This window comes from Delftia acidovorans SPH-1, from assembly GCF_000018665.1.
Lineage (GTDB): Bacteria > Pseudomonadota > Gammaproteobacteria > Burkholderiales > Burkholderiaceae_C > Comamonas > Comamonas acidovorans.
Window position 1 is genome coordinate 4,427,342 of the sequence record NC_010002.1, and the last position, 24,887, is coordinate 4,452,228.

At 67.2% G+C, this 24,887-nt stretch carries 27 protein-coding genes; 15 read left to right on the forward strand and 12 right to left on the reverse strand.

The genetic code is table 11. The features are described 5' to 3' along the window. Positions 1 to 24 precede the first annotated feature (24 nt). Entirely contained in the window at positions 25 to 1,845 is a 1,821-nt protein-coding gene (locus DACI_RS20160) for an ABC transporter ATP-binding protein/permease (protein ID WP_012205844.1), read from the reverse strand. A 209-nt stretch (positions 1,846 to 2,054) separates the two neighbouring features. On the opposite strand from DACI_RS20160, the gene DACI_RS20165 reads away from it, so the two are divergent. Then, complete coding sequence (locus DACI_RS20165; protein WP_012205845.1) at positions 2,055 to 3,977, forward strand: potassium transporter Kup; 1,923 nt, start codon at positions 2,055 to 2,057, stop codon at positions 3,975 to 3,977. Positions 3,978 to 3,990: 13 nt separating this feature from the next. Here DACI_RS20165 and DACI_RS20170 read toward each other — a convergent pair whose 3' ends face one another. Then, complete coding sequence (locus DACI_RS20170; RefSeq protein ID WP_012205846.1) at positions 3,991 to 4,665, reverse strand: DUF6515 family protein; 675 nt, start codon at positions 4,663 to 4,665, stop codon at positions 3,991 to 3,993. Positions 4,666 to 4,986: 321 nt separating this feature from the next. On the opposite strand from DACI_RS20170, the gene DACI_RS20175 reads away from it, so the two are divergent. From DACI_RS20175 to DACI_RS20185, 3 genes are read left to right on the forward strand one after another with little or no spacing between them, the layout of a single operon-like run. Next, positions 4,987 to 5,598 (forward strand): chromate transporter, encoded by a 612-nt coding sequence (locus DACI_RS20175; RefSeq protein ID WP_012205847.1) that lies wholly within the window; start codon positions 4,987 to 4,989, stop codon positions 5,596 to 5,598. Continuing rightward, on the forward strand, positions 5,595 to 6,203 hold the full coding sequence (locus DACI_RS20180; protein ID WP_012205848.1) for a chromate transporter: 609 nt from the start codon (positions 5,595 to 5,597) through the stop codon (positions 6,201 to 6,203). Before DACI_RS20175 ends, DACI_RS20180 begins: the two co-directional genes overlap by 4 nt. A 46-nt stretch (positions 6,204 to 6,249) precedes the next feature. After that, a complete protein-coding gene (locus tag DACI_RS20185) occupies positions 6,250 to 7,230 on the forward strand; it encodes an aldo/keto reductase (protein ID WP_012205849.1) in 981 nt (326 codons plus the stop codon). A gap of 44 nt (positions 7,231 to 7,274) precedes the next feature. Here DACI_RS20185 and DACI_RS20190 read toward each other — a convergent pair whose 3' ends face one another. Further along, positions 7,275 to 8,072 (reverse strand): SIR2 family NAD-dependent protein deacylase, encoded by a 798-nt coding sequence (locus tag DACI_RS20190; RefSeq protein WP_225970970.1) that lies wholly within the window; start codon positions 8,070 to 8,072, stop codon positions 7,275 to 7,277. Positions 8,073 to 8,128: 56 nt separating this feature from the next. Beyond that, positions 8,129 to 8,767, reverse strand: coding sequence for a TetR/AcrR family transcriptional regulator (locus DACI_RS20195; RefSeq protein WP_043782084.1), 639 nt, complete (start codon positions 8,765 to 8,767; stop codon positions 8,129 to 8,131). A gap of 235 nt (positions 8,768 to 9,002) precedes the next feature. Between DACI_RS20195 and DACI_RS20200 the strand changes: the two genes are divergently transcribed. The 5 genes from DACI_RS20200 to DACI_RS20220 all read left to right on the forward strand — a co-directional run bounded on the left by DACI_RS20200 (position 9,003) and on the right by DACI_RS20220 (position 11,376). Next, complete coding sequence (locus DACI_RS20200; RefSeq protein ID WP_012205852.1) at positions 9,003 to 9,506, forward strand: VOC family protein; 504 nt, start codon at positions 9,003 to 9,005, stop codon at positions 9,504 to 9,506. A 70-nt stretch (positions 9,507 to 9,576) separates the two neighbouring features. Further along, positions 9,577 to 9,999, forward strand: coding sequence for a VOC family protein (locus DACI_RS20205; RefSeq protein ID WP_012205853.1), 423 nt, complete (start codon positions 9,577 to 9,579; stop codon positions 9,997 to 9,999). 78 nt (positions 10,000 to 10,077) lie between these two features. Further along, complete coding sequence (locus tag DACI_RS20210; protein WP_012205854.1) at positions 10,078 to 10,464, forward strand: VOC family protein; 387 nt, start codon at positions 10,078 to 10,080, stop codon at positions 10,462 to 10,464. An 8-nt stretch (positions 10,465 to 10,472) separates the two neighbouring features. Next, entirely contained in the window at positions 10,473 to 10,949 is a 477-nt protein-coding gene (locus tag DACI_RS20215; protein WP_012205855.1) for an SRPBCC family protein, read from the forward strand. 25 nt (positions 10,950 to 10,974) lie between these two features. Next, entirely contained in the window at positions 10,975 to 11,376 is a 402-nt protein-coding gene (locus DACI_RS20220) for a DUF1428 domain-containing protein (protein WP_012205856.1), read from the forward strand. Here the strand turns inward: DACI_RS20220 and rlmB are convergent. Then, complete coding sequence (gene rlmB, locus DACI_RS20225; protein WP_012205857.1) at positions 11,373 to 12,164, reverse strand: 23S rRNA (guanosine(2251)-2'-O)-methyltransferase RlmB; 792 nt, start codon at positions 12,162 to 12,164, stop codon at positions 11,373 to 11,375. The genes DACI_RS20220 and rlmB overlap by 4 nt on opposite strands. Positions 12,165 to 12,381: 217 nt before the next feature. On the opposite strand from rlmB, the gene sstT reads away from it, so the two are divergent. After that, the gene (gene sstT / locus DACI_RS20230; RefSeq protein ID WP_043782088.1) at positions 12,382 to 13,605 is read left to right on the forward strand and encodes a serine/threonine transporter SstT; all 1,224 of its coding nucleotides are present in this window, start codon (positions 12,382 to 12,384) and stop codon (positions 13,603 to 13,605) included. 24 nt (positions 13,606 to 13,629) lie between these two features. On the opposite strand, the gene DACI_RS20235 is transcribed toward sstT, so the two are convergent. After that, positions 13,630 to 14,340: an ABC transporter ATP-binding protein gene (locus DACI_RS20235; protein ID WP_012205859.1), complete on the reverse strand. Its 711-nt coding sequence runs from the start codon at positions 14,338 to 14,340 to the stop codon at positions 13,630 to 13,632. A gap of 16 nt (positions 14,341 to 14,356) precedes the next feature. On the opposite strand from DACI_RS20235, the gene DACI_RS20240 reads away from it, so the two are divergent. Beyond that, positions 14,357 to 15,022: an arylesterase gene (locus DACI_RS20240; protein WP_043782090.1), complete on the forward strand. Its 666-nt coding sequence runs from the start codon at positions 14,357 to 14,359 to the stop codon at positions 15,020 to 15,022. Between the two features lie 19 nt (positions 15,023 to 15,041). On the opposite strand, the gene DACI_RS20245 is transcribed toward DACI_RS20240, so the two are convergent. The 5 genes from DACI_RS20245 to DACI_RS20265 all read right to left on the reverse strand — a co-directional run bounded on the left by DACI_RS20245 (position 15,042) and on the right by DACI_RS20265 (position 19,863). Further along, on the reverse strand, positions 15,042 to 15,227 hold the full coding sequence (locus tag DACI_RS20245) for a hypothetical protein (RefSeq protein WP_043782093.1): 186 nt from the start codon (positions 15,225 to 15,227) through the stop codon (positions 15,042 to 15,044). A 64-nt stretch (positions 15,228 to 15,291) separates the two neighbouring features. Beyond that, positions 15,292 to 16,101, reverse strand: coding sequence for a DUF2189 domain-containing protein (locus tag DACI_RS20250; protein ID WP_012205861.1), 810 nt, complete (start codon positions 16,099 to 16,101; stop codon positions 15,292 to 15,294). Positions 16,102 to 16,213: 112 nt separating this feature from the next. Beyond that, the gene (locus DACI_RS20255) at positions 16,214 to 17,965 is read right to left on the reverse strand and encodes an alkaline phosphatase D family protein (protein ID WP_012205862.1); all 1,752 of its coding nucleotides are present in this window, start codon (positions 17,963 to 17,965) and stop codon (positions 16,214 to 16,216) included. A 98-nt stretch (positions 17,966 to 18,063) separates the two neighbouring features. Then, positions 18,064 to 19,293: a PLP-dependent transferase gene (locus tag DACI_RS20260; protein ID WP_043783545.1), complete on the reverse strand. Its 1,230-nt coding sequence runs from the start codon at positions 19,291 to 19,293 to the stop codon at positions 18,064 to 18,066. 99 nt (positions 19,294 to 19,392) lie between these two features. Next, a complete protein-coding gene (locus DACI_RS20265) occupies positions 19,393 to 19,863 on the reverse strand; it encodes a BON domain-containing protein (RefSeq protein WP_012205864.1) in 471 nt (156 codons plus the stop codon). Between the two features lie 150 nt (positions 19,864 to 20,013). On the opposite strand from DACI_RS20265, the gene DACI_RS20270 reads away from it, so the two are divergent. The 4 genes from DACI_RS20270 (at position 20,014) to DACI_RS20285 (ending at position 24,286) form a co-directional block, all read left to right on the forward strand. Further along, positions 20,014 to 21,759, forward strand: coding sequence for a SulP family inorganic anion transporter (locus tag DACI_RS20270; RefSeq protein WP_043782097.1), 1,746 nt, complete (start codon positions 20,014 to 20,016; stop codon positions 21,757 to 21,759). Then, the gene (locus DACI_RS20275) at positions 21,710 to 22,573 is read left to right on the forward strand and encodes a GGDEF domain-containing protein (protein WP_080518214.1); all 864 of its coding nucleotides are present in this window, start codon (positions 21,710 to 21,712) and stop codon (positions 22,571 to 22,573) included. Before DACI_RS20270 ends, DACI_RS20275 begins: the two co-directional genes overlap by 50 nt. After that, on the forward strand, positions 22,560 to 23,429 hold the full coding sequence (locus tag DACI_RS20280) for a MinD/ParA family protein (protein WP_013802173.1): 870 nt from the start codon (positions 22,560 to 22,562) through the stop codon (positions 23,427 to 23,429). The genes DACI_RS20275 and DACI_RS20280 overlap by 14 nt, the downstream gene beginning before the upstream one ends. 65 nt (positions 23,430 to 23,494) lie before the next feature. Continuing rightward, positions 23,495 to 24,286 carry a sulfurtransferase gene (locus DACI_RS20285; protein WP_012205868.1) on the forward strand — a complete coding sequence of 264 codons (792 nt, stop codon included), beginning with the start codon at positions 23,495 to 23,497 and terminating at the stop codon, positions 24,284 to 24,286. Here the strand turns inward: DACI_RS20285 and DACI_RS20290 are convergent. After that, on the reverse strand, positions 24,283 to 24,837 hold the full coding sequence (locus tag DACI_RS20290) for a flavodoxin family protein (RefSeq protein ID WP_043782104.1): 555 nt from the start codon (positions 24,835 to 24,837) through the stop codon (positions 24,283 to 24,285). The genes DACI_RS20285 and DACI_RS20290 overlap by 4 nt on opposite strands. Positions 24,838 to 24,887 lie beyond the last annotated feature (50 nt).

Below are 24,887 nucleotides of genomic sequence, written 5' to 3' on the forward strand. Positions count from 1 at the left end.
TCGCGGCCCAGGGCCGCTCACCGATCAAGCCTGGGGCGCGCTCTGCGGTGCGCTTCCTTCCGACAGCGTCCAGCCGCCATTGCCATCGACCGCCAGCGCGTGGGTATGGAAACCCGCCAGCGTGCTGCGGTGGCCCACGCTCACCAGCATGGTCGAGCGCATCTGCTCGCGCAGCAGGGTGTACAGCGCATGCTCCAGGCCCTCGTCCATGGCCGAGGTGGATTCATCGAGAAAGACGATGGCCGGCCGGTTGAACAGCACGCGGGCAAAGGCCAGGCGCTGCTGCTCGCCAATCGACAGGATGCGGGACCAATCCTGGTTGACATCCAGCTTGTCGGCCAGATGGGCCAGGCTGACCTGGCGCAGCGCCTGCTGCAGTCGCTCATCGTCCTGCGGCGAGGCATCGGCAGGATAGGCAATGGCCGTGCGCAGGTCACCCAGCGGCAGATACGGACGCTGGGACAGGAACAGCGCCTGGTGGCCGCCCGGGCGGCCCACCGTGCCTTCGGCGTGCGGCCACAGGCCGGCAATGGACCGCAGCAAGGTGGTCTTGCCGCTGCCCGAAGGCCCCTTGATCAGCAGCGCCTGGCCGGGAATGAGCTTCAGTTGCAGGTCGCTGAGCAGATGGTGGCCATCAGGGCGGCTGACCTGCAGACCCTCGATGTCCAGGGCGCCGGGTTGCTCTTTGTGGACGACCTGGGGCAGTTCGCGGGTCTGGGCATTGGCATCCAGAAAGCCGCACAGGCGGTCCAGCGCAGCGCGGTACTGGGCGAAGGTGTCGTAGGAGGTTCGGAAGAAGGACAGCGCATCCTGCACCTGCCCAAAGGCCTGCGAGGTCTGCATCACATCACCGAGCTTGATGGCACCGCTGAAAAAGCGCGGCGCCTGCAGCAGAAAGGGAAAGACCACGGCCACCTGGTTGACGGTGAGGTTGAAGCCGTCGAACTTCAGGCTGCGGTAGACCAGGGCCCAGACATTGGCGATCAATGCCGAGAAGCGCGTCAAAAGCGTGTTGCGTTCGATGGCCGCGCCCTGGTAGAAGGCGATGTTCTCCGCGTATTCGCGCACGCGCACCAGGGCGTAGCGGAAGTTGGCGGTGAGCCTCTCGTTCAGGAAGTTCAGCCGGATCAGCGGCTGGCCCAGGCGAAAGGCGATCAGCGTGGCGATGATCACGTAGACGTAGACCGCAAAGACCATGGCCCGCGGAACCTCCACGCCCGCCACGGCAATGGGCGCGGACAGCCCCCAGAGAATGCCCGTGAACGCCACCAGCGAGACCACGGCGCTGACGGCACCCAGCGCCAGGGTCAGCGAGTTCGAGACAAAGGTGTTCACATCCAGCTCGATGCGCTGGTCGGGGTTGTCCACCGGCTCGTCCAGGAAGTGGCTGCGGTAGTAGGCGTCGCCGCGCATCCAGTCGGTGGTCACGCGCTCATTGAGCCAGACCCGCCAGCGGATGCGGAATGCCTGGTTCACGTAGTAGTTGAACAGCTCGCGCATCACATGGATGGTGGCCAGCACCGCGAAGATGCCAAGGAATCGCCAAAAGCCCTTCTGGTCCAGCTCCTGCAGCGCGCTGTAGAAGCCGTTGTACCAAAAGGAGAACAGCACGTTCATGCGCACCGAGATCAGCGAGAGCACCAGCAGCAGCGCGAACACCAGTGTCGGCCACCAGCCGTTGCGGGGATGCAGGAAGGGTCCGGCCAGTTGCCAGAACTGCCGCCCCCAGCGCGTGAAGCGAACCAACAGCACCGCAACTGCCGCAAACGCCACGACGGTGATCGCCGAGGCTACGGCCAGCCAGGCCAGGCTGTCCTGCAGTGCCTTGCTCCAATCCATGTCCATATTCTCAATGCCCCTGGTTTGTCTGGGAGCAAATCTACTCCTGTTCCAGCCTGCGGAAAGGCTCGGAACAACATATATGCATATGTAGGACACGGCCTGATCATCGTGGCACGCCAGACACCCTGATGGCTGGCCGGCCCGGTTTCCCCGATGATGCCTCCATGGCCTGGCGCGCTTGCGCCACCCTTTCCGCACTACAGGATCGCCGCATGAATGCAACCCCCGGTTCCGGACAAGGACAGTGCAGCCCGCAGCCCGTGCCAGCCCGCCGCACGGCCCTGCCCGCGCTGACGCTGGGGGCCCTGGGCGTCGTCTATGGAGACATAGGCACCAGCCCGCTGTACACGCTGCAGGCTGTCTTCGGCCCCGACACCGGCCTGTCCGTGGCGCCGGAGCATGTCGTCGGCGCCATCTCGACCATCTTCTGGGCGCTCATGCTGGTGGTGACGCTGAAGTACGTGATCCTGGTACTGCGGGCCGACAACCGGGGAGAAGGCGGCATCCTGGCACTGGCCTCGCTGGCGGCCCATGGCGGCGACGGTGGGGCCCGGCCTCGGCGCGCCGCACTGCTGCTGATGGGCGTGGCAGGGGCAACGCTGTTTTATGGCGACAGCGTGATCACGCCCGCCATCTCCGTCCTGGGCGCGGTGGAGGGCCTGCAGGTGGTGGCGCCTGCAGTGAGCGAATGGGTGCTGCCGATTGCCGTGTGCGTGCTATCGGCGCTGTTTGCCATCCAGCGCTGGGGCACGGGCACCGTGGGCAAGGCTTTCGGCCCGGTGATGCTGCTGTGGTTCGGCGTGCTGGCCGTCTCGGGACTGGTGCATGTGATCCGGGAACCGGCCATCCTGGCAGCCCTCAACCCGCTTGAAGCCTGGCAGTTCCTGCAGGCCAGGGGCTGGAAGCTGTTCGCGCTGATGGGAGCCATTGTCCTGGCATTGACGGGGGCCGAAGCCCTGTACGCCGATCTCGGACATTTTGGCCGCCGCCCCATACAACTGGCCTGGACAGTGCTGGTGCTGCCGTCGCTGGCCCTGAACTACATGGGTCAGGGCGCATTGCTGATGAGCACGCCGGCGGCGGTGGACAATCCGTTCTTCCGCATGTTCCCGCAAGCCCTGGCGCTGCCCATGGTCGTCCTGGCCACGCTGGCCGCCGTGATCGCCTCGCAGGCGGTGATCTCGGGCGCCTATTCCATGACGCGGCAGGCCATACAGCTGGGCTTTCTGCCGCGCCTGTCCGTGCGCTTCACATCCGCCCAGGATTCCGGCCAGATCTACATGCCCGCGGTCAACAGCCTGCTGCTGGTGGCCGTGGTCCTGGCGGTGCTGAGCTTTCGCTCCTCCAGCGCCCTGGCCGGAGCCTACGGTATTGCCGTGACGCTGACCATGCTGCTGACAACGGTGCTGGCCTGGCATGCGGCGCGCGCGCGCTGGCCCGGGCGCGCCGGCGTGCTCACGCTGGCGGCCCTGCCCTTTGCCGTGATTGACCTGCTGCTGGTTGCAGGATGCTCGGTCAAGCTGTTCGATGGCGGCTGGTTCCCGCTGGGCCTGGGCATGCTGCTGTTCATTCTGATGAGCACCTGGTCCTGGGGACGGGCCCGGCTGCTGCAGACCGAGCGCGAACAAGGCATCGCCCTTGGCGATTTCCTGCAGACGGCCGACATTGCCGACATCCACCGCGCCCAGCGGATTGCGCTGTACCTTGTGAACAACCCCACCATGGTGCCCAATGCCCTGCTGCACAACATGAAGCACAACCAGGTGCTGCACAAGCACAACCTGATCGTCCATGTCCGCTTCCACGAGGAGCCCTGGGTTCGCATGGACGAGCGCATCGAAAGCCAGAGCCTGGGCCATGACTTCTGGCGCATCACGGTGCACTACGGATTCATGAACGTGCCTGACGTGCCCAAGGCCCTGGCGCTGCTGGACATTCCGGGCATCGATACGGCATCGCTGCACGCCAGCTGGTTTCTCAGCCACCCGACGCTGGTCGCGGAAAAAGGACATGGCCTGTCCCACTGGAGAAGCCATGTCTTCGTGGGCATGAGCCGCCTGTCGGGCAGCGCCTCCCACTTCTTTCGCTTGCCCGACAACGCGGTCATCGAGCTGGGCAACCGCGTCCAGCTATGAGGCCTGCAGCTTGTCAGCGCACCGTGTAGCCGCGGGCATCCATGCAGGCAGCCAGTCCGCGCTGCTGCACGCCGGCATCAACCTCGGCTCCTGGCTGGGCCATGGCCCATTGCTGGCAGGCCTGCCTGTCGGCATCGGTCTGGGCCTGCCCCTGGCCAGCCCGCGGGTAGATGACCGGATCGACCAGGGATTCGGGCACGGGCATCGGCACGGACTGGTCCGGCATGACCTGGGCCGATCCTGCATCGGGCGGGGGCGCGACCACGGTATAGCCGCCAGGCGCTGCGCTGTAGTAGATGCCGTTGGCATAGTAGTAGGTGCTGCCATCCAGCCAGACCGTGGTGTAGGCCGGCGGCAGCAGCGGCACGACGATGCCCAGCGGCGGCAGGCTCACGATGAAGGCCGAGCCATAGGGCCGGTACCAGATGCCACTGTGGAAATACCAGTTGGCGCGGCCATAGGCGACGCTCAGGCTGCCGGCCGGCAGGCCGGACACCCAGGTGCCGCGGGCCGGATAGTAGTGGTCGTGGCCATATCTGTGGTCGAACTGTGCCGGCATGGAATGCCCGCCCGCCATGCCGGGCCCGTGACCCATGGCGTGCCCGCCTCCCCCATGCGCAAAAGCCGGAACAGCCATTGCGCAGGTGATGGCGGCAATGGCCAGGCGGGAAGGGATATATGCAAGCATGGCGTTCTCCCAGAGTGATGCTGCCCATGGTGGACCGCTCATATTGCTCGATGGTGCACAAGACAGCCTGGATGGCAAAGTCTGTAACAAGGCATGAGGCGGCCGCGACAACAACGGGCAGGTGCCCATCTGCAGTGGTCATGCCCCCATCGCCGTTGCCGATGGGGCCGCTGCCGACGAGGCCGCTGCGCAGGATTAATATTCCGTGCGTGCCACCCCGAGGCAGGCACGGAGACAGGATCGGCCCGCACGGTTCCACCCCATGACAACAGCGATGCCGTCCCCGGGCCCTGCCCGGGCGGCCCAGATACAAGCCAGAACATGCCCGCATCGCCGCCCCAGGCTTCCCCGCCACACGATACCGCCGATGCGCCTGCACAGCGCCCCGCCCCCGCCAACCTGCGCGACCTGTTCTGGTCCTTCACCTGGCTGGCCCTGCAGGGCTTTGGCGGCGTGCTGGCCGTGGTGCAGCGCGAGCTGGTCGAGAAAAAGCGCTGGCTGACCAACGACGAGTTCGTGGAGGACTGGGCCGTGGCCCAGATCATGCCCGGGCCCAATGTGGTCAACCTGTCCATCACCATTGGCGAGCGCTACTTCGGCTGGCGTGGCGCCGTGGTGGCCGTGTGCGGGATGCTGTGCTTTCCCATGCTGCTGGTGCTGACGCTGACCGTGATCTATTCGCAGCTGGCCGGCCACCCCGCCATGGCCGGGGCGCTGCGCGGCATGGGCGCCGTCGCGGCCGGCCTGGTGGCGGGCATGGGGCTGAAGCTGACCAGCACGCTGAGCCGCCACCCGCTGGGGCGCTGGTGCAGCGCGGCCCTGGCGCTGGCCTCGTTCATTGCCATGGCCGTGCTGCGCGCGCCGCTGGCCTGGGTGCTGCTGGTGGTCGGCGGCGCCGGCTGCGTGCTGACCTGGAGAAAGCTCGCCCCATGAACGCCGCCCACCAGATCGCCCTGAACCTGCAGCCCGCCGACTGGCTTCAGTTGCTGCTGTATTTCCTGACGCTGTCGCTGATGGCCGTGGGCGGCGCCATTGCCACGGCGCCCGACATGCACCGCTTTCTGGTCGATGGCCACGGCTGGCTCAGCGAGGCGCAGTTCAGCAGCTCCATCGCCATCGCCCAGGCGGCGCCCGGGCCCAATGTGCTCTTCATCGCCCTGCTGGGCTGGAACCTGGGCCTGAACGCGGGCGGGGGCACCGGGCCGCTGGCATGGACCTTTGGCGCGCTGGGCGTGACCATCTGCATGGTCGGCATCCTGCTGCCCAGCTCCCTGCTGGCCTGGCAGGCGTCGCGCTGGGGCCAGCGCAACAGGAACCGGCGCGGCGTGCGTGCCTTCAAGCAGGGCATGGGGCCGCTGGTCATCGGGCTGCTGCTGGCCACGGGCTGGCTGCTGGGCAGCGCCAGCGGCCGCCCGGCCCAGGACTGGCGCCTGTGGCTGCTGACCCTGGCCTGCGCCCTGCTGGTGTGGCGCACGCGCATCCACCTGCTGTGGCTGCTGGGCGCGGGCGCGCTGCTGGGTGCGCTGGGCTGGATCTGAGAGGGCCTGAGGACTACCCTGGTTTTTTCGTCAAAAGGAGCCGTACATGGCGCAAGCCCCTTCCCTCCGTTCCCTGGGCCGCAGCGGCCTGCAGGTCTCGCCGCTGTGCTTTGGCGGCAATGTCTTCGGCTGGACCGTGGACGAGGCCACGTCGTTCTCGCTGCTCGACGCCTGGCTGGATGCCGGAATGAACTTCATCGACACGGCCGACGTGTACTCGCGCTGGGCGCCGGGCCATGCGGGCGGTGAGTCCGAGTCCGTGATCGGCAAATGGCTCAGGCGCAGCGGACGGCGCGCCGACATCGTGCTGGCCACCAAGGTCGGCAAGGACATGGGCGAAGGCCGGGTGGGCCTGCGCCCCGAGTACATCCGCCAGGCCGTGGATGCCTCGCTGCAGCGCCTGCAGACGGACTACATCGACCTGTACCAGTCGCATGACGACGACGCCAGCGTGCCGCTGGCCGATACCCTGGGCGCCTTTGCAGACCTGATTGCTGCAGGCAAGGTGCGGGCCATTGGCGCCTCCAACCACAGCGCGCCGCGCCTGGCCGAGGCCCTGCGCACCAGCGCCGAGCTGGGCCTGCCGCGCTACGAGAGCCTGCAGCCGCTGTACAACCTGTACGACCGCGCCGTGCTGGAGCGCGATCTGGCGCCGCTGTGCGCGGCCGAGCAGGTGGGCATCATCAACTTCTATGCGCTGGCAGCAGGTTTTCTGACGGGCAAGTACCGCAGCAGCGAAGACGCAGCCAAGAGTGCGCGCGGCGGCAAGACCGTGGCCACCTACCTGAATCCGCGCGGCCTGCGCATTGTGCAGGCCCTGGACGCCGTGGCTGCGCGCCTGAACAGCCAGCCCGCGTGCGTGGCCCTGGCCTGGCAGATGCAGCGCCCGTTTGTGACCTCGCCCATCGCAAGCGCGACCTCGCTGGCCCAGTTGCAGCAACTGGTGCAGGCCACGCGCCTGCAGCTGTCGGCTCAGGACGTGGCCGAACTCAACCAGGCCAGTCAGGAAGAAGGCGCAAGGGACTGACCTGCGCAGGCCAGGGCAGCCTGCCCGCCCTGGCCCGGGGCCTCTCAACCCGCCAGCAGCGCGGGCAGGATCTGGGCCGATGGGCCGCGCAGGCACTGGTGCGCTGCGTCATCCAGCTCGGAAGGCGCCGGGTTGATGACGGCCACGTGCGCGCCTGCCCGGCGCGCGATTCGGGCCAATCCCGCGGCCGGATACACGGCGCCCGAGGTGCCGACCACCAGCAGCACCTCGCAGCGCTGCACGGCAGCCTCGGCGGCCTGCCATACGCCCATGGGCAGGGACTCGCCGAACCAGACCACGCCCGGGCGCACCAGATTGCCGCAAACCGGGCACTGCGGAGGCTCGCCAGGGTTCAGCCCGGCCAGGTCGCAGCAGGCGCGGGGCCGCTCCAACCAACGGTCGCGCATCAACTCGCCATGCAGGCACAGCACGCCGGGGCTGCCCGCGCGCTGGTGCAGGCCATCCACGTTCTGCGTGACCAGGGTCATGCGGCACGGGTGCTGCAAGGCCCACTGCGCCAGCGCATGGTGGCCTGCATTGGGCTGCACTGCCGCCACGGCCTCGCGCCGGTGCGTATACCACTGCCACACGCGCTGCGGATGGGCGCGAAAGCCCGCTTCACTGGCCATGTCCTGCGGGTTGAACTGCGCCCAGTAGCTGTTCTTGTCATCGCGGAACGTGGGCACGCCGGACTCGGCACTGACGCCTGCGCCTGTGAGCACGGCGATGTGCGCTGCATGCGCGATGCGCTCGTGCAACTCGTGCAGCTCGTGCAGCTCACCCTGGCCGGGCAGTTCAGCGGCAGCCGAAGGCAGCGAAGTGGGGGAAGGTTCGTCGGGCATCGGAGGGCGAAGGAAAAAAAGCAGGCCATTGTGCGGCAGCGCCGCCCCAGGGCGCATCAAATGCCTTTTTCCACCATCTCCAGCAGGCGCAGCGCCAGCGCACGCCGCTGCTCGGGTGTGGCACGGCGCAGCGGGCCGTCAATCACCAGCAAGGCCATGCCGTGCACGGCCGACCAGGCCAGGAACTCGGCCTGGGGCCGGCGCTCGGGCGGCAGCACGCCGGCCTCGGCCATGCTGTCCAGCGCATAGCCCAGCAGCTCGAACGGGTTCAGGCCCATGGCCGCCGCACGCGTGGTGTCGGGCGGCAGGTCCACGTCGTACTCGACGGAGGCAAAGGCCGTGCGGAACCAGCCGGTCTCCGTCTGCGCAAAGCCCAGGTAGCCCCGGCCCACGGCGGCCAGCAAGGCGCGTGAGCGCAGCAGCGCGTCGGGCAGGGCACGGGCCTGGGCCATTTCGGCCTCGATGGCCGCGGCCAGCGCGCCCAGGGCGGCAGCGCGCACGGCGTCAAACAAGGCCTGGCGATTGGCAAAGTGGCGATAGGCCGCGTTCGGCGCCACGCCCGCCCGGCGCGTGGCCTCGCGCAGCACGATGGCCTGGGGGCCGCCTTCGCGCGCCAGTGCCAGGCCGGCCTCGACCAGGGCCTGGCGCAAATCGCCGTGGTGGTATGACTCACGGCTGACACGTCGCTGCGTCACTGTTTTCTTTCCTTCCTTACCGACAGGGCAGCCGCCTTCCGAAAGAAGGCGGCTGCGCCCCGCCATCGATTTACAGCTTGACACCAAGGCTGACAAGGCTCGATGTGGACAGCGTCCATTTTAGTCCCTAGCATCTGTGGACGGCGTGCAAGCGCCGCGCAGAAATCCATGAAAAGCCGGTTCCAAACGGCACACAACGGTAACAACGGCATCGACCGTCACCAAGGAGACAAGCATGGCTTTGCACGCCGGCCGCATCCAGCCCTGCCTCTGGTTCGACAACCAGGGCGAGCAGGCAGCGCAGTTCTATACGGAGGTGTTTCCCGATTCACGCATCACCGCCATTGCCCGCTATGGCGAAGCCGGCCGTGACATCCACGGCAGGCCGGCCGGCAGTGTGATGACGGTGCAGTTCGAGCTGGAGGGCCAGCCCTTTCTGGCGCTCAACGGCGGGCCCATGTTCCGCTTCAACGAGGCGGTCTCGCTGATGGTCAGTTGCCATACCCAGGATGAGATAGACCACTACTGGAGCCGCCTGTCGGACGGCGGCGACCCTGCGGCCCGGCAATGCGGCTGGCTCAAGGACCGCTACGGCCTGTCCTGGCAAATCGTTCCGGCCCAGATGGCCAGCTGGATGGGAGGACCTGACGCAGCCGCCGCCCAGCGCGTGATGCAGGCCCTGCTGGGCATGCAAAAGCTCGACATCGCCGCCCTTGAGCGCGCGCATGACGGCCCGTGAATTCCGCCCCGCCACCCTCCCCTCCTTCGCCTTCGCCTTCGCTCGCCACCATCCACATCAGGAGCCTTCCATGCAATTCATCCCCTATCTGAACTTCAACGGCAACTGCGCCGAGGCCTTTGCCTTCTACGCCAGGCTGTTCGGCGGCACCATCGTCCACCAGAGCACCTTCGGCGAGACTCCCGGCTTCGAGCAGATGCCCGAGGCCGGCAAGAATCTGATCATGCATGCCCACCTGCAGATCAAGGACCAGGCGCTGATGGCCTCGGACGCCACCGACAACTGCGGTGGCGGCGGCTACCAGCAGGCCCAGGGCATGTGGATCTCGATCGGCGTGGACGACGCCACCGAAGGCGGCCGCATCTTCAACGCGCTGGCCGAAGGCGGCAAGGTGACCATGCCCTTCCAGGCCACGTTCTGGTCGCCGGGCTTTGGCATGGTGACGGACCGCTTCAATACGCCCTGGATGGTCAACGTCAGGGGCGAGGCCTGATACCTGCGCGCCCGCCCCGCACTGCGCTCCCTCACCCCCTACTTCGTTCCACTTTCGCCATCCTTGCCAGGAGCAGACATGAAACCCAATCCCGTCGTCTGGTTCGAGATCCACGTCAACGACCTGGAGCGCGCCAGGCGCTTCTATGAGGCCGTATTCCAGTGCCAGCTGGAGCCCCTGCCCGCGCCCGAAGGGCAGGCCTCGGGCAACGAGATGCTGGCGTTTCCCATGGACATGCCGGGCTCTGGCGCGGCCGGCACGCTGGTGAAGATGGAGGGGGTGGCGCCCGGTGGCGGCGGCACCCTGGTCTATTTCGGCTGCGAGGACTGCGCGGTCGAGCAGGGCCGCGTCGTGGCGGCGGGCGGGCAGATCCACAAGCCCAAGTTCTCCATCGGCCCCTACGGCCACTGCGCGCTCGTGGTGGACACCGAAGGCAACTGCATCGGCCTGCACTCCATGCAATGAGGAGCGCCATGACAGCACAAGACATTCCCGACCATGCCAATGACCTGGTGCTCACGCGCCTGCTGGACATCCCCGCCGACAGGCTCTACCGCTGCTGGACCGAACCCGCGCTGATCCAGCAATGGTTTGCGCCCAGCCCCTGGAGCGTGTCCCGCGTGGACAACGATGTGCGGCCCGGCGGCCACAGCCTCATCGTCATGCGCAGCCCCGAGGGGCAGGAGATGCCCGGGCGCGGCGTCTATCTGGAAGTCATTCCCAACCGCCGCCTGGTCTTCACCGACGCCTTCACCCAAGGCTGGGTGCCTGCCGACAAGCCCTTCATGACGGGCATCGTCAGCTTCGATCCCGAAGGCAGCCAGACCCGCTATACCGCCCGGGTGCGCCATTGGAGTGCTGCCGACCGCGCCCAGCACGAAGCCATGGGTTTTCACACCGGCTGGGACCAGTGCACGGACCAGCTGGCCGAGCTCGCAGCCCGGCTCTGAAGCCGGATTTCACCAGGAGAGAGCCATGCACTACATCGACGGATTCGTGCTGCCCGTTCCCCGGGCCAACCTGCAGGCCTACCGCGAGGTGGCGCAGGCCGCAGGCAAGGTATGGATGGAGTACGGCGCGCTGCAGTACTGGGAATGCGCGGGCGATGACGTGCCCATGGGCAAGCTGACCTCGTTTCCCCAGGCCGTGCAGCTCAAGGAAGGCGAGGTCGTGTTCTTCTCATGGATCATCTATGCGTCGCGCGCAGAGCGCGATCGCATCAATGCCGCCGTCATGAAGGACCCGCGCATTGCCTCCATGGACCCGGCCACCATGCCCTTCGACGCCAAGCGCATGTTCTGGGGCGGCTTCGAGAGCGTGGTGGAACTGGGCACGGGTGAAGGTGCAAGTGCGGGCGCCAGCGGCGCGCCGGCCTAGATCTGGTCAGCCGGGGCGGCAGACACGGCAGGCGTGGTGCCCTGACCGCGCTGGCGCAGCGCTTCGTACAGGCACACGCCGCTGGCCACGGACACATTGAGGCTGGAGACGGCGCCCATCATGGGGATGCCGATCAGCTCGTCGCAGGTCTTGCGCGTGAGCTGGCGCATGCCGTCGCCTTCGGCGCCCAGCACCAGGGCCGTGGGGCCCGTGAGGTCCACCTCGTACAGGGTCTTGGGCGCATCGTCGCTGGTGCCGATGATCCAGATATCGCGCTCCTTGAGCTCATTGAGCGTGCGCGCCAGGTTGGTGACCATGAAATAGGGCACGGTCTCGGCCGCGCCGCTGGCCACCTTGGCCACGGTGGCGTTCACGCCTACCGCATGGTCCTTGGGCGCAATCACCGCATGGGCGCCGGCGCCATCGGCCACGCGCAGGCAGGCCCCCAGGTTGTGCGGATCGGTCACGCCGTCCAGCACCAGCAGCAGCGGCTTGCTGATGCCGTCTGCCTCCAGCTGCTCCAGCAATTCGTCCAGCGAATGCACCTGGGCCACGGCCTCCACGCGAGCGGCCACGCCCTGGTGGCCATGGCTGCCAGCCAGCTTGGCAAGGCGTTCGCCGTCGGCCTCGATCAGCCGGACGCCGGCCGACTTGGCGCGGTCGAGGAACTGGCGCATGCGCGCATCGCGGCGCGTGGCCTCGTAGTAGACCTCGATGATGGATTGGGGCGCGGTCTTCATGCGCACGCCGACGGCGTGGAAGCCGAAGAGAACTTTGGGGGACGACATGGGGCGCAATTATCCCGCCAATTGAGCGGTGCCCCGGGCCCCGCCTTGCGAAGCCCGTCTGCGCGCAACGGCTCCTGTGGTTTTTACGTAGCCGCTACACTGCGCGGCTTGGCCGCCTTCCAGCAGCCCCTGCACATTGCGGCATGCACCGTAGCCACGGGCATGCCGCTTTGCATTTTTCCACGCTTGAGTTTTTTCCTTTTCTTTGCCAACCATCATGCTCAAAGCCCTCTTCGCCCGGCTTGCCCGCACCAGCCTGGTCGGCCAGATCGCCATCAGCCTGGTCGCTGGCGGCCTGCTGGCCTGGCTCTGGCCCGAGGCCGCCCAGTCCGTGTCCCTGCTGGGCACGCTGTTCATCTCCGCCCTCAAGGCCGTGGCGCCCGTGCTGGTGCTGCTGCTGGTGGTCTCGGCCACCAGCAACCACCGGCCTGGCCAGGCCACGCAGATCCGCCCCATCCTGTGGCTGTATGTGCTGGGCACCTTTGCGGCGGCCGTGGTCGCCGTGGCGGCCAGCATGGCCTTCCCTTCCACCATCCAGTTCAAGGATGCCGCCCCGGCCCAGGGCGCGCCCGGGCGCATTGGCGAAGTGCTGATGGCCCTGGTGCAAAGCGCCTTCGACAACCCCGTGCGTGCGCTGATGAATGCCAACTACATCGGCATCCTCGCCTGGGCACTGGCCATGGGCATGGCCCTGCGCCATGCCTCGGAGTCCACGCGCACCGTGATGCAGGACCTGGGCCAGGCCATCACCCGCGTGATCCAGGGCGTGATCCGGCTGGCGCCGCTGGGCATCTTCGGCCTGGTGGCCGGCACCTTTGCCCAGTCGGGCCTGGAAAAGCTGCTGGACTACGCGCACCTGCTGGCCGTGCTGCTGGGCTGCATGCTCTTCGTGGCCCTGGTGGTGAACCCGCTCATCGTCTGGACACAGACGCGCCGCAACCCCTATCCGCTGGTGCTGACCTGTCTGCGCGAGAGCGCGGTGACAGCCTTCTTCACGCGCAGCTCGGCCGCCAACATCCCCGTGAACCTGGCGCTGGCCCAGCGCCTGGGCCTGGATGAGGACACCTACAGCGTCTCCATCCCGCTGGGCGCGACCATCAACATGGCCGGCGCCGCCGTCACCATCAGCGTGCTCTCGCTGGCTGCGGCCCATACGCTGGGCATCGAGGTCGATCTGCTGACCGCCATCTTGCTGTGCGTGGTGTCCGCGGTCTGCGCCTGCGGAGCCTCGGGCGTGGCCGGCGGCTCGTTGCTGCTGATTCCGCTGGCCTGCAGCCTGTTCGGCATCTCCAACGATCTGGCCATGCAGGTGGTTGGCGTGGGCTTTGTGATCGGCGTGATCCAGGACTCGGCCGAAACCGCGCTGAATTCCTCGACCGACGTGATCTTCACGGCAGCTGCCTGCGAGGCAGCCGGGCGCCGTGAGGCCGTGGCGGCCTGAGCGACACCCCTTGCTGGCGTCCGATCAGGCCGCCAGCGCCTGCCCCTCTTCGATGCTGGCGACGCGGCCGGCCTCGATGGTCACGCGGCGCTCGCAGCGCGCGGCGATGGCTCGGTCGTGCGTGACCATGACCAGCGTCGTGCCGCGCTCGCGGTTGAGTGCGAACATCAGTTCCATGATGGTTTCGCCGGTCGCAAAGTCCAGGCTGCCCGTGGGCTCGTCGGCCAGCAGCACGGCGGGCTCGACCACGAAGGCGCGGGCCAGCGCCACGCGCTGCTGCTCGCCGCCCGACAGCAGCTTGGGATAGTGGCCCAGGCGCTGTCCCAGGCCCACGCGCTCCAGCATCTCGGTGGCGCGGCGGCGGGCCTCGCGGCTGCCGGCCAACTCCAGCGGCAGCATCACGTTCTCCAGCGCCGTCAGATTGCCCAGCAGCTGGAAGCTCTGGAAGACAAAGCCCAGCTTTTGCGCGCGCACGGCAGCGCGTGCATCCTCATCCAGCGCGAACATGTCCTGGCCCTGCAGCCGCACCGTGCCGCGCGTGGGCGTATCCAGGCCGGCAAGAATGGACAGCAGCGTGCTTTTGCCCGAGCCCGAGGCACCGACGATGGCCACGGTTTCCCTTGCGGAAAAACGCAGATCGATATCCCGCAGAATATCCAGTGTTCCGGTCGAATCGCTGACCGACTTGAAGACATGCTCGACTTCGATCAGGGGCTGGGCAGTGCTTTGTGACATGGAGGATGGGAAGACGATGCAAGACAAGCTGCGCGCAATGCGCCGACGCCGCCACTTTATATCGGCCGGCTTGGCCTTCGGCCTGCTGGGTACTTGGACGGCCACGTCCGCGTGGGCAGCCGAGACGGGCCCGCTGCTGGTGCTGGGCGACTCGCTGAGTGCCGAATACGGACTGGCCCGTGGCACGGGCTGGGTGGCACTGCTGCAAAAGCGCCTGCAGGAGAGCCCAAAGAATGTGCCGCTGGTCAACGCCAGCGTGAGTGGGGAGACCACCTCGGGCGGCCGCTCTCGCCTGCCTGCCTTGCTCAAGCAGCACAAGCCATCGGTGGTGGTGATCGAATTGGGTGGCAACGATGCGCTGCGGGGTCTGCCGCTGCAAAGCACGCAGGGCAATCTGGACGCCATGGTGCGCGCGGCCCGGGATGCCGGAGCCAAGGTGCTGCTGGTGGGCATGCAGGTGCCGCCCAACTATGGCAGCGGCTATACGCGCCAGTTCGAGCAGTTGTTTGCCAAGGTGGCGCAGGAGCAGAAGGTGCCGCTGGTGCCCTTCCTGCTGGCCGGCATCGGTGATGCGGCCGATTCGGCCCAGTGGTTCCAGGCCGACCGCATCCACCCCACGGCCAAGGCCCAGCCGCGCATGCTGGACAACGTCTGGCCCCAGCTCAGCAAGCTGCTGCCCTGAGCTCAGGGCAGGCCGGGTGTCAGCTGCCGCGGCCTTCCTCGCCGGGACGGGCTGCTGCAGGAGATGCCTGCGCATTACCTTCTGAGCCGCCGCCCTCATGCTCGTCGGGTCTTTTTTCGGCCTTGGCTTTCTCCTTCTCTAGCTTCTTCTGCTTCTTGGCCAGTTCGCGCTGGCGTTTTTCATAGGCGTAATTGGGTGTCGCCACAGGTGGACTCCTCTGTTGTTGCAAGCCCCACTGTAGCCGCAAGACGGGGCCTGCCAGGAAAACCTCAGGATATGGTGGACGCAGGCACGGCGTAATCGCCCACGCTGCAACGGTATGCATGCCAACTGGCACAACCCAGCAAAGGCCCCACCAGCAGCAGGCCCGCGCCATGCCACCACAGGGCAACCGCCACCAGCACGGTGATGATCGCGGCCCACTGCAGCATGACGGCCAGGTTCAGGCCGACCACGCGCATGCTGGTGATGCAGGCCGTGAGCGCATCGCTGCCCCTGTCCAGCATGGCCGGCAGCGCCACCACCATGCTGGCGAATACCAGGGCCGCGAATGCGCCGCCTACCAGCAGGTAGATGGCCAGGAATTCCCAGTTCTCGGGCCGCGCCACGGCCTGCAGCATGCCGGCCGTGGTGGGCATGCCGGTATCGAAGAACACGGCAAAGACCACCATGGAAGCGCGCGCCCAGAGCATCTCCAGAACCAGCAGCACCATGACCAGCATGCCCATGCTGCCCATCTGCGTGTCCCAGCAGGTCAGCGAGCTGCTCAGTTGGGGCGGCAAGCCCCGCTCCAGCCTGCGGCTGGTGTCGTACAGGCCCATGGCCAGGAAGGGGCCGATGAGCAGGCAGCCGCTGGCCATGGCCATGCTGTATTCCGGGCTGGCGCGGAACACCCAGCCGATCAGCAGGGCCATGGCCCAGAAGCACAGGCCGTAGAACAGCGCCACGCCGGGCGCACGCCGCAGATCGCGCCAGCCCAGGGCCAGCCAGCGCCAGGGATCGGCCATGCGCAGCAGTTGCACCTGCAGCATGCCGGCCGGGTTGTCGGAAGCTTTCTCGGGAGCGGGGGATGCCTGCATGCCTGGACCTCCTGGATCAGCGAGTCCAAAGTTATCGCAGCCATGGCACTGCTGCCATGGCGGAAACTACCGAGGCCCGCCCAGACGCCCAGGTCCGTGCCCAAGTCTGCACTCAGGCCTGGACCAGCTTGCCCGGCTGACCGGGCAGCACCTTCCAGGCCGCATCGCGCACAGCCTGGTATTGGCGGCTGAACACGGTGTCCACGTAGATCCACTCGGCCTGGCAGGCCTGCGGCGTGGCCGTGACGATCATGTAGCCACGGCGCGAGGTATCGCAGTACTTGAGCGTGGAGATGAACTGCAGCAGCGCGCCACGCAGCTGGGCCGGATCCTGGCCCGACAGGTATTCCTCGAAACCCGGCGAGCTGACGGACGAGGTGGCGAACTCCACGCCCACGGCCTGCCCGCTGCGGTCACGCAATTCGCTGGCCCAGGCGTTGTGGGTGTCGCCCGCCAGCACGACCAGGTTCTTGCCCAGGCTGCGCGCCGTGGCCAGCACGGTCTCGCGTGCCACGGCATAGCCGTCCCAGGCATCGAGGTTGTAGGGAATGCTGGGCTGGGCCAGGATGGCCTTTTCCGCCGCCGTCAGGCTGGCCGGGTTGGCCTGTGCCTTGGCCAGCAGCGCCGCGTAGGCCGGCAGCGAGACACCGCTGCCGGGGCTGAGGATGTCCATCAGCAAGGGCGCCGGCAGCTCCATGCGCCCCATCAGGACCTGCTGGCCCAGCACCTGCCAGGTGGCCTGCGAGGCTGCCAGCTGCTGGCCCAGCCACTGGGTCTGGGTGGCGCCCATGAGCTGGCGCGCAGGATTGGCCATGTCGGAGGTGAAGCGTGCCGCGTCCAGGCCCTGGGCGGTGAAGTAGTCGGCGTAGTCCAGTTGTTTGTCGCGGCCGATGACGCGCGTGTCCAGCATGTGCAGCGCCAGCAGGTCGCCGAAGGCGAAGCTGCGGTAGATGATCTCGGGCTGCGCGTTGCGCGTGGGCATCCACTCGTGATAGGCCTTGAGCGCGGCCACCTTGCGCAGTTCGAAATCGCCCTCGGTGGCCGGTTGGTGGTTTTCGGCGCCGTGCATCCAGGTGTCGTTGGAGACTTCGTGATCGTCCCAGACCGCAATCATGGGCGCTGCCGCATGCAGGGCCTGCAGGTCGGCATCGCTCTTGTACTGGGCATGGCGCTGGCGGTAGTCGGCCAGGCTGACGATTTCGTTGGCCGGCAGGCTCTGGCGCTGCATGGCTTCGGCCTTGCCATTGGCATAGCCTCCGCGTGCGTATTCATAGATGTAGTCGCCCAGGTGCACGGTGGCATCCAGGTCGCCCTGGCGCGCGGCATGCGCGTAGACGTTGAAGTAGCCCGCCGGGTAGTTGGCGCAGGAGAACACGGCCAGCTTGACCTGCTGCACGGCGCCCACGGGCAGGGTGCGCGTGCGGCCCGTGGCGCTGGTCATGCCCTGGCAGCGAAATCGGTAGTGGTAGCGCGTGGCGGGCTTGAGGCCCGTGGCGTCGGCCTTGAAGGTGAAGTCCTGGGTGGCGCGCGCCATGGCCTTGCCCGACACCACGATGGTCTTGAAGTCGGCGTCCGAGGCCAGCTCCCACTCCACCTCGATGTCGCTGGAATGGCCCTGGGGCGGCGTCACGCGGGTCCAGAGGATGACACGGTCGCTCAACGGGTCGCCGCTGGCCACGCCGTGGCGGAACTCGACGGGAATGCTGCTGTCGCCATCGGAGCCGCCGCAGCCGGCCAGTGGCAGCGCCAGGGCCGATGCGCCCATGCCGCGCACGAAATGGCGGCGGCTGGCCACGATGCCGGGCCCATTGGACGCGGTCTTCGCGTGCTGCAGGATATTGGTGATGCTCTCTTTGTGCTTCATGCTGGACCAGGGCCTGGAGGCCCCCGTGGGATGGTATGAAGCCAACGAGCATCGGTGTTGCCGGTGACAGGCGCATGTCACCGGCGCCTGGCGCTCAACTATGCGAACGCGGCGGCCAGGGCCTGCTCCAGGTCGGCACGCAGGTCCTGCACGGCCTCCAGGCCGATGGCAAAGCGCACCACGGTGCCGCTGCGCAGCTGGGGCGTGGGGCAGCTGCGCATGGACGGCAGCTCATAGGGCACTACCAGGCTGATGGGGCCGCCCCAGCTGTAGCCGATCTTGAACAGGCGCAGGCTGTCGCAGAAGCGGTCCACGGCCTGCTGGCCATGGCGCGGGTCGATGACCACGCTGAACAGGCCGGCCGCCACGCCCTCGCCGCCGCCGGCGGCTCCGCACAGGGCCTTCCAGTTCTCGTGGCCCGGAGCGCCCTCGAGCGCGGGATGCAGCACCTGAACCACGGCCGGCTGCTGCTGCAGCCAGCGCGCCAGCTCGCGCGCGGCGCGGTCCTGTGCGTGGTAGCGCAGCGCAATGCTGGGCAGCGAGCGCAGCACGGCCTCGGTGTCGTTGCCGCCCACGCCCAGGCCCAGGCGCATATGGGCCAGCTTGATGCGCATGTGCAGCGCCTGGTCGCGCGTGATGATGCTGCCCATGAGCACATCGCCGCCGCCGCTGGGGTACTTGGTCAGCGCATGGACGGTGGCGTCCACGCCCAGGCTGTGCGAGCCGTCGCCCAGCAGGTCGAAGGGATTGAAGGCCAGGCCCGCACCCCAGGTGTTGTCCAGCACGGTGGTGATGCCGCGCGCGCGGCACAGGCGCACCATGGCGATGAGGTCAGGGAACTCCATGGTCACCGAGCCCGGCGCCTCCAGCCACACCAAACGCGTCTTGGGCGTGATTTTGGCTTCGAGGCCGGCAACATCCATGGCGTCGTAGCACTGGTGGCGCACGCCGAAATGGGCCAGCTCGCCCTCGCTCAGGGTCTTGTTGGGACCGTAGGCGTTGTCGGGCAGCAGCATCTCGTCGCCGGTGCGCAGCAGGGCCAGGGAGGTGGTGGCGATGGCCGCCAGGCCGCTGGGCACCAGCAGGCATTGCAGGCCGCCTTCCAGCGCGCTCAGGCGCTCTTCCAGCAAGAAGGTGGTGGGCGTGCCGTGCAGGCCGTAGGTGTAGCTGCTCTTGTCCAGCCACTGGCGGCGGCGCATGGCCGCCACGTTCTCGAAGATCACCGTCGAGGCCTTGTGCACCGGCGGCTGCGGCGCGACAAAGCCTTCGGGCGGCTGGTAGGGATGGTGGATGAGATGGGTGCTGATCTGCAGGTCGGGTGTGCTCATGCAGCGCATCTTATGCGCTGGACAACGGCGTTCAGGCATAAAAAACCAGACGGACAAAGCGCCTGGTTTTCATTGGGGGAGCAAAGCCGGTGGCTGCGATCAGCTGGCCTTGATCTCCAGCATGTTGCTGACGTTGTTCACGCCCTTGACGGACTTGGCAATTTCGCCGGCGCGCATCTTGAGCGCATCGCTGGGCACCGAGCCGGTCAGCGTGACGGCGCCGGCCTTGGTGTCCACGTCGATCTTGAGGGCGGAGATATCGGGTTCCTTGATCAGGTCGGCCTTGATCTGCGCGGTGATGCCTGCATCGTCGAGCGCGGCGCCTGCCTGGCTCATGGCGTTGGTGGTGGCCGATTCGGCCTTCATCGCGCCTTCCTCGATCTTGGTGCCGGCGCTGCTCATCGCGTTGTCGATCTTCTGGCCTGCGCTTTGCGCGGCCTGCTGGGACTGCTGAACGGCGGAGTCGAGCTTCTGGCCGGCAGTGTCTTCGGTCTTGCCGCATGCGGCGAGGCCGAAGGCCAGGGCGGACACGGCGAGGATGTGGCAGCAGCGTTGGGTGATGAAAGTCATGCGGTTACTCCTTGAATAGTTGTGAGGCGGTCAACACAGGCCTCGACTTTATTTAGGGCCCTGGGACAAACCCATACGACGCCGACGCAAGCGCCTGTAGGACAAGCCCGAACATCCCGGCACCATCCAGTTAGCATGACAATAGCGGCCATGCATTCCCTGGCGCGCTGGTTTCCCTTCCTGGCATGGCCCAAACCCTCGGCAGCCGTGCTGCGCGGGGAGTTCTGGGCAGGTCTCACCGTTGGTCTGATGCTTCTGCCCCAGGGCGTGGCCTATGCGGCGCTTGCCGGCATGCCGCTGATCACCGGCATTTACGCCTCCATCGTCCCTGCCCTGGTGGCCGTGATGTTCAGCGGCTCGCCGCGCCTGGGTGTGGGGCCCACGGCCTTGAGTGCACTGCTGATCGGCGCCTCCCTCACAGGCCTGGCCGAACCCGGCTCCGCGCACTGGGTGGCCCTGGCCGCCTGGATGGCGATTTTGTCGGGCCTGGTGCAGTGGTCGCTGGGCCTGATGCGCGCCGGCTGGCTGCTCAACCTGGTGACCTCGCCCGTGCTCACGGGTTTCACACAGGCGGCAGCGCTGCTGATCCTGGCCTCGCAGTTGCCCACCCTGCTGGGACTGCGTTCGACCTGGAGCGCGGTCTGGAACACGCCTTCGCTGCAGCTTTTCGACTGGCAGTCCATCCTCTACGGCCTTGCCAGCATTGCGCTGCTGGTGCTGGCCAAGCGCTGGCGCGCGGCTTTTCCCTCGGCCATCTTCATCATTGCGCTGACCGGCGTGATCAGCTGGGCCACGGACTTTGCCGATGACGGTGGCGCCGTGGTCGGCCATCTGCCGGCAGGCCTGCCCAGCTTCCAGCTGCCGGGATTGCTGAGCTGGGACGAGTTCGGCGCCCTGGTGATGCCGGTGCTGGTGATCTCGCTGGTGAGCTTTCTGGAGACGGCCTCCAGCGCCCAGGTGGAGCACCAGCAGGCCGGCACGCGCTGGAACGAGAACCAGGACCTGGTCGCCCAGGGGCTGTCCAAGATCAGTGCGGGCCTGTTCGGCAGCTTTGCCACCAGCGCCTCGTTCTCGCGCTCGGCCGTGAACCTGCTGGCCGGCGCCAAGACGGGCTGGTCCAACGTGTTCTCCATCCTGCTGGTGGTCATCGTGGTGCTGTGGTTCATCCCGGCGCTGTACCACGTGCCCAAGGCGGCGCTGGCGGCCATCGTGATCACGGCCGTGGTCAACCTGGTCAAGCCGCGCGTGCTGCTGCAGCTGTTCAAGGTGTCGCGCGTGGAGGGCAGCATTGCGCTGGCCACGCTGCTGCTGACCATCGTCACGGCGCCGCGCATGTACTGGGGCGTGTTCGCGGGCATTGTGCTGAGCCTGGGCTACTTCCTCTACCAGCGCCTGCATCCGCGCATCATCGAGGTGGGCCAGCATCCCGACGGCAGCCTGCGCGACCGCAACCTCTGGCAGCTGCCCCCGCTGGCGCCGGGCCTGCTGGCCCTGCGCATGGATGCCGAGCTGGACTTCGGCTCGGCCTCGGCCCTGGAGCGTCGTATCGGTGACGAATGGGCGCTGCGCCCGGAGACACACCATCTGTGCCTGCTGGCCCAGCCCATCAACCGCATCGACGTGACGGGCGTGGAGACCTTCGTGCGCCTGCAACTGCTGGCGGCCAAGCGCAGCGGCGTGCTGCATGTGGTGGGCCTGAAGCTGCCGGCCGAACAGGTGCTGCTGCGGGCGGGCGCCCTGCACCGCGGACCGCACCTGCGGCTGTACCGCACCGATGCGGAATTCCTCGCCTCCCTTGCCCTGCCGCCGTTCGTGCCTGCACCAGGATCAACATCTGTTACCACCGATGGTGCAAAAGTCGATGCCGGCGCGGCGACAATCGAGCCTACACACTGATACACTTCACTGGCTTTTCATTCAGCCCTCCGTGACTGCCCCCGCATCCCACCAATCCGTATACCTGCGCGACCTGCGCCTGGCCACAGCCCACGCGCTGGTTACCCACGCTGGTGGGGCGGTCCATCTGCCCACGGATTCGCCGACGCGATATCTGCAGGCGCTGATCGATGAACTGTGCTCGCTGTCGCTGCGCGACCCGCTCACGGGGCTGGCCAACCGCCGCCATTTCCGCACCATTGCCGAGCGCGAGATCGACCGCGTGGCGCGGTCTGGCGAAGCGGCCCTGATGCTGATGCTGGACATCGACCATTTCAAGCAGATCAACGACCAGCACGGCCATATCGTGGGCGACCGGGTTCTGCAGTCGGTGGCCCGTACCCTGACCAATTGCGTGCGCCCCATGGACACGCTGGCCCGCTACGGAGGAGAGGAATTCGCCATCGTGCTGCCCGCCTGCCCTGCGACCTTCGGTCTCTCCGTGGCCGAACGCATACGCAGCGCCATCGAGCGCATGCCGGTCGTCATCTCACCCACGCTGACGCTGCAGATCACCATCAGCATCGGCGGCGCCTATGCGCTGCAGTGGATACGCAGCACCACAACCTTGTGGACCGAGCGTGCCGACAAACAGTTGTACCTGGCCAAATCCGCCGGCCGCAACCGCGTGCACATTGAAGAACAACCTGACAGTACGGTAAGCGCGGAGGAAAAAAGCCTGCTTTTCGGACCTTTGTATGCCCCGTCCCCGTTTGACAATGGGCTGAATCCAGATATTGCAACCGATGTGGACCCCGAAGATGGACTCCGCTGATAGCCAGGTGGTAAGCGACAACGCCATTCCCCACCCCTCCCTGCCCGCTGCCGTTCCGATGAGCGATGCCGTGCGCGCCAAGCCGCGCGGACACATCATCGCCGTGACCAGCGGCAAGGGCGGCGTGGGCAAGACCTTCGTTTCGGCCAATCTGGCCGCAGCGCTGACACGCCATGGCCTCAAGGTCCTGGTGCTTGACGCCGACCTGGGTCTGGCCAACCTGGATGTGGTGCTCAACCTCTACCCCAAGGTCACGCTGCACGATGTATTCACCGGCCGTTCCTCGCTGGAGGAAGCCATCCTGCCCGCGCCCGGCGGCTACTCGGTGCTGCTGGCCGGCTCCGGGATGATCGAGTACTCGCGGCTCACGCCCGAGATCCGCCAGCAGTTCACGCACACCATCGAGACACTGGCCCCGCGCTACGACATCGTGCTGCTGGACACCGGCGCAGGCATCTCGGACGTGGTGCTGTTCTCCGTGTCCATGGCAACCGAGGTGCTGGTCATCGCCACGCCCGAGCCCACCTCGCTGACCGATGCCTATGCGGCCATCAAGGTGCTGGCCATCCAGCAAAAGCGCCAGCAGATCCGCCTGGCCATCAACCAGGCGGCACGCCCCGGAGATGGCCGCGCCATCACGGGCCAGCTGCAGCAGGTGCTCAACCGCTTTGTCAACACGGCCTCCGGCGAGCCATTGCGGCTCACGCACCTGGGCGATATTCCGTCCGACCCGGCCGTGCGCGAGGCGGTGATGCGCCGCCAGTTGCTGCTGCAGTCCATGCCCGGCGCACCGGCTTCGCTGGCAGTGGCCCAGCTGGCCAATAAAATCAAGGCCCTGCTGGTGTCGGGCGGCTGATCGGGCCGCCTCTCGCCGGCGCCCCGACCCAACCCGCGGCCTGTGCCGCACCCGCCTGCCTGCCCGTGTCCGACATCCTCAATATTTCCTGCTACAAGTTCACGCCGCTGCCCGATGCAGCGGCGCTGCGCGACACCCTGGCCGAACGCGCCCAGGCCCTGGCGCTCAAGGGCACCATCCTCCTGGCCGAGGAAGGCATCAACTTCTTCCTGGCCGGCCCCGCCCAGGCGGTGCACAGCTTCGTTGACCAGTTGCGCGCCGATGACCGCTTTGCCGACCTGGCCCCCAAGGAAAGCTGGTCCGACACCGTGCCGTTTCGCAAGATGCTGGTCAAGGTCAAGCGCGAGATCATCCGCATGGACCACCCCACCATCCGCCCGGCAGAGGGCCGCGCGCCATCGGTCAGCCCCGCCACGCTGCGCCGCTGGCTGGAACAGGGCCACGATGACGAGGGCCGCGAGGTGGTGACGCTGGACACGCGCAACGACTTCGAGGTCGATGCCGGCGCCTTCAAGGACACCATCGACTGGCGCATCACCAAGTTCACCGAATTCCCGCCCGCGCTGCGCGCCCACAAGGCCGAGCTGGCCGACAAGACCGTGGTCAGCTACTGCACGGGCGGCATACGCTGCGAGAAGGCCGCCATCCTGATGCGGGACGAGGGCCTGGAGCATGTCTACCAGCTGGAAGGCGGCATCCTCAAGTACTTCGAGGAAACCGACGGCGCCTTCTATGACGGCGGCTGCTTCGTCTTTGACGAGCGCCGGGCCGTGGGTGCAGACCTGGCCATCACGCCCTTGGCTCCGGCAGAGCCGCTGGAGCCGATACAGCCGACAAGCCCGCCAGGCAAGGCTTAGGCCTTCAGCCGCAGCGCCTGCTGCGCCACGCGCTCGCCGAACACGCGCGCCGTCTCCAAGTCGCCCGGCAGCATTTCGGCGGCCGAGGCATCCGAGGCCGATTGCGCCATGGCACCGCTGAAGGCGCCTATCCAGTTGAGGTCATTGCGCTGCGCGGCGCGCGCATTGGACGGCAGCATGCCGCTGCCCACCCACAGGCCGCCATGCTGCATGGCCAGCTGGAACAGGTAGTCCAGCGTGGTCTGCTTGTTGCCGTTGACGCTGGCACTGTTGGTGAAGCCGGCGAACAGCTTGTCCTTCCAGGCCTGCACGAACCACGGCTTGGAAGAGGCATCGGCAAAGCGCTTGAACTGCCAGCTCGGCCCGCCCATGTAGGTGGGCGATCCAAAGACGATGGCGTCTGCCGCCGCCAGCAACTCCCAGCCTCCCGCAGGCAGCTGGCCGTCGCTGTCGATCGACAGCATGCGCGCGCCTGCGCCGTCGGCCACGGCCTGGGCCATGCGCTGGGTGTGTCCGTAACCCGAGTGGTAGACCACCACGATATCTGACATACAAGAAATCCAATCCTCGGACGCCCTGCGCAGCCACAGGCCAGCCAGCG

Coding starts and splice junctions, on each gene's coding strand:
- DACI_RS20175 (WP_012205847.1), top strand. CDS start 4,987: ATGCCCGCATCGCCGCCCCAGGCTTCCCCGCCACACGATACCGCCGAT.
- DACI_RS20180 (WP_012205848.1), top strand. CDS start 5,595: ATGAACGCCGCCCACCAGATCGCCCTGAACCTGCAGCCCGCCGACTGG.
- DACI_RS20170 (WP_012205846.1), bottom strand. CDS start 4,665: ATGCTTGCATATATCCCTTCCCGCCTGGCCATTGCCGCCATCACCTGC.
- DACI_RS20260 (WP_043783545.1), bottom strand. CDS start 19,293: ATGAGCACACCCGACCTGCAGATCAGCACCCATCTCATCCACCATCCC.
- DACI_RS20165 (WP_012205845.1), top strand. CDS start 2,055: ATGAATGCAACCCCCGGTTCCGGACAAGGACAGTGCAGCCCGCAGCCC.
- DACI_RS20275 (WP_080518214.1), top strand. CDS start 21,710: ATGGTGCAAAAGTCGATGCCGGCGCGGCGACAATCGAGCCTACACACT.
- DACI_RS20265 (WP_012205864.1), bottom strand. CDS start 19,863: ATGACTTTCATCACCCAACGCTGCTGCCACATCCTCGCCGTGTCCGCC.
- DACI_RS20210 (WP_012205854.1), top strand. CDS start 10,078: ATGAAACCCAATCCCGTCGTCTGGTTCGAGATCCACGTCAACGACCTG.
- DACI_RS20160 (WP_012205844.1), bottom strand. CDS start 1,845: ATGGACATGGATTGGAGCAAGGCACTGCAGGACAGCCTGGCCTGGCTG.
- DACI_RS20205 (WP_012205853.1), top strand. CDS start 9,577: ATGCAATTCATCCCCTATCTGAACTTCAACGGCAACTGCGCCGAGGCC.
- sstT (WP_043782088.1), top strand. CDS start 12,382: ATGCTCAAAGCCCTCTTCGCCCGGCTTGCCCGCACCAGCCTGGTCGGC.
- DACI_RS20200 (WP_012205852.1), top strand. CDS start 9,003: ATGGCTTTGCACGCCGGCCGCATCCAGCCCTGCCTCTGGTTCGACAAC.
- DACI_RS20270 (WP_043782097.1), top strand. CDS start 20,014: ATGCATTCCCTGGCGCGCTGGTTTCCCTTCCTGGCATGGCCCAAACCC.
- DACI_RS20220 (WP_012205856.1), top strand. CDS start 10,975: ATGCACTACATCGACGGATTCGTGCTGCCCGTTCCCCGGGCCAACCTG.
- DACI_RS20255 (WP_012205862.1), bottom strand. CDS start 17,965: ATGAAGCACAAAGAGAGCATCACCAATATCCTGCAGCACGCGAAGACC.
- DACI_RS20290 (WP_043782104.1), bottom strand. CDS start 24,837: ATGTCAGATATCGTGGTGGTCTACCACTCGGGTTACGGACACACCCAG.
- DACI_RS20250 (WP_012205861.1), bottom strand. CDS start 16,101: ATGCAGGCATCCCCCGCTCCCGAGAAAGCTTCCGACAACCCGGCCGGC.
- DACI_RS20280 (WP_013802173.1), top strand. CDS start 22,560: ATGGACTCCGCTGATAGCCAGGTGGTAAGCGACAACGCCATTCCCCAC.
- DACI_RS20235 (WP_012205859.1), bottom strand. CDS start 14,340: ATGTCACAAAGCACTGCCCAGCCCCTGATCGAAGTCGAGCATGTCTTC.
- DACI_RS20185 (WP_012205849.1), top strand. CDS start 6,250: ATGGCGCAAGCCCCTTCCCTCCGTTCCCTGGGCCGCAGCGGCCTGCAG.
- DACI_RS20215 (WP_012205855.1), top strand. CDS start 10,473: ATGACAGCACAAGACATTCCCGACCATGCCAATGACCTGGTGCTCACG.
- rlmB (WP_012205857.1), bottom strand. CDS start 12,164: ATGTCGTCCCCCAAAGTTCTCTTCGGCTTCCACGCCGTCGGCGTGCGC.
- DACI_RS20240 (WP_043782090.1), top strand. CDS start 14,357: ATGCAAGACAAGCTGCGCGCAATGCGCCGACGCCGCCACTTTATATCG.
- DACI_RS20190 (WP_225970970.1), bottom strand. CDS start 8,072: ATGCCCGACGAACCTTCCCCCACTTCGCTGCCTTCGGCTGCCGCTGAA.